This window comes from Bartonella sp. AC130YNZD (assembly GCF_042196865.1).
In the GTDB taxonomy this organism is placed as follows: domain Bacteria; phylum Pseudomonadota; class Alphaproteobacteria; order Rhizobiales; family Rhizobiaceae; genus Bartonella.
This window is the reverse complement of the sequence record NZ_JBHIQZ010000091.1, coordinates 1-1,600: the sequence shown is the minus strand read 5'-3', so window position 1 is coordinate 1,600 and position 1,600 is coordinate 1. Positions and strand designations below refer to the sequence as shown.

The window sequence follows — 1,600 nt, the reverse complement described above, 5'->3', positions numbered from 1 at the left end:
GTCACATAATAGAATTTCTCAGGATTAGAGATCTCTGTCTGTTTTGGATTACCTTTTTTAAAGGTCACTGGATAAGGTTCTACATCTTCATAATTTACGTGCAAATGACCGAGTTCACGCCCTGCTGTTACAAATTTCCAAAAATCATCAGCACTCTTTACACAAGGGATACGAGGTAATTCTTTGCATAAATTATCAGCATAACGGGCACGATAATCTTCTGAATGAAGCAAACCGTAAACGTAATAGAATAGATCATCTTTAGTGATTTTTTCATTAGGATAAGCTGCTTTAAAATGTGCTAGACCTTCATCAGTAATGGCATCACGCTTCTGTAAACCAGCTGTTGTGCTGTCTTCTATAGAATTCGTAAATAAATGGGATTGTTTCTCACTTTTACTTTTTGAGACCGTAGTCTCTTCGTAAATATAGCGTGGAAAGCATTGACCAGTATCTATTGCATGAAAATTAGGCACATCCTTAGCCATAAGTACAGAAAAACCTGATTGGGTTCCTGTTCCTGTAATTTGTATCATTCTATTTTCAACCGTTTTCCCCATAGGAAATATGCGCGGCATTTGATAAACTCTCTCATTGAAAGTACGATTATAATAGAGCCACTGTTGTGTAAAAGGACGATACAGACTTTGTGTAAGGCACGTATCTTCAAGTTCAAAAACTTTTCCTTTTACCAGTTCTTGCTTAACATTATAGCTCCAACTGATTTTCCTCTCATCTACATTGACGAAATTATTTACAGCATTTTTATGTATCTTACGGTTAGCATGTACATAAGTATCATTAAAACGTTTTACTTCACTATTATAGAAGTTAATCATATTATGCATATTTTTTGTTAAAGCTTTACGGCTTGAGTTATATGCCCATGCATCACGGCTAGTTACGACACCACACGAAAAATTTTTAAAAAGTTTTTTACCATGACCTTTTTTAACACCTTTATCACCTATAGCTAAAAAGGCGTTGAAACTGTCATCACGTTGACCAAGCCAATCACCATGCTTATCTGGTGTAATTATTTTCCAACCATCTTCACGTGTAATACCATCAATACTTCCAAAATCCTTAATTGTCTTAAGCTTGTCCTCTCTTGTGCTATAATCTTCAATGGCATGGAAATATATCTTGCCATGCCGTTGTGAATTTGGATTTTTAACCAAAATAGAAATCGCTATAGGGGCACGAGAACCTTCACCAAAGATTTTACCTCCTTCTTTTTGAGAAAGCTCTCCAGAAGTTCGTTGATTACCCCGTAAATGGAAAATATAAAGACTGCTAAATTCCTCAACGAGACACTTGCGTAAACCATCCATAGATTTTGTATCTATAAAACTTGCATTCGTAACAAAACCAATCACACCACGGTTTTTTATACGGTCACTCGCCCAGCGAATGGCGCGAATATAGCTATCATACAAATTTCTTTTTAGTTTTGCTTGAGATCTTGATGCGTATGTATCACGAATTCTTGTATCAAGTGCAGTATAGGTTATATTCGCATTATTATCATTTTCGCTTTTTTGACCTGTTGAATAAGGAGGGTTACCAAAGATAACTTGGATATCCAGTTTCTTTTGAT

General features: G+C 35.6%; 1 protein-coding gene. It reads right to left on the bottom strand.

The features are described 5' to 3' along the window. Positions 1–1,600: type ISP restriction/modification enzyme (locus ACFINU_RS09745; RefSeq protein ID WP_375667649.1), on the bottom strand; the 1,600-nt coding region annotated here is incomplete at both ends.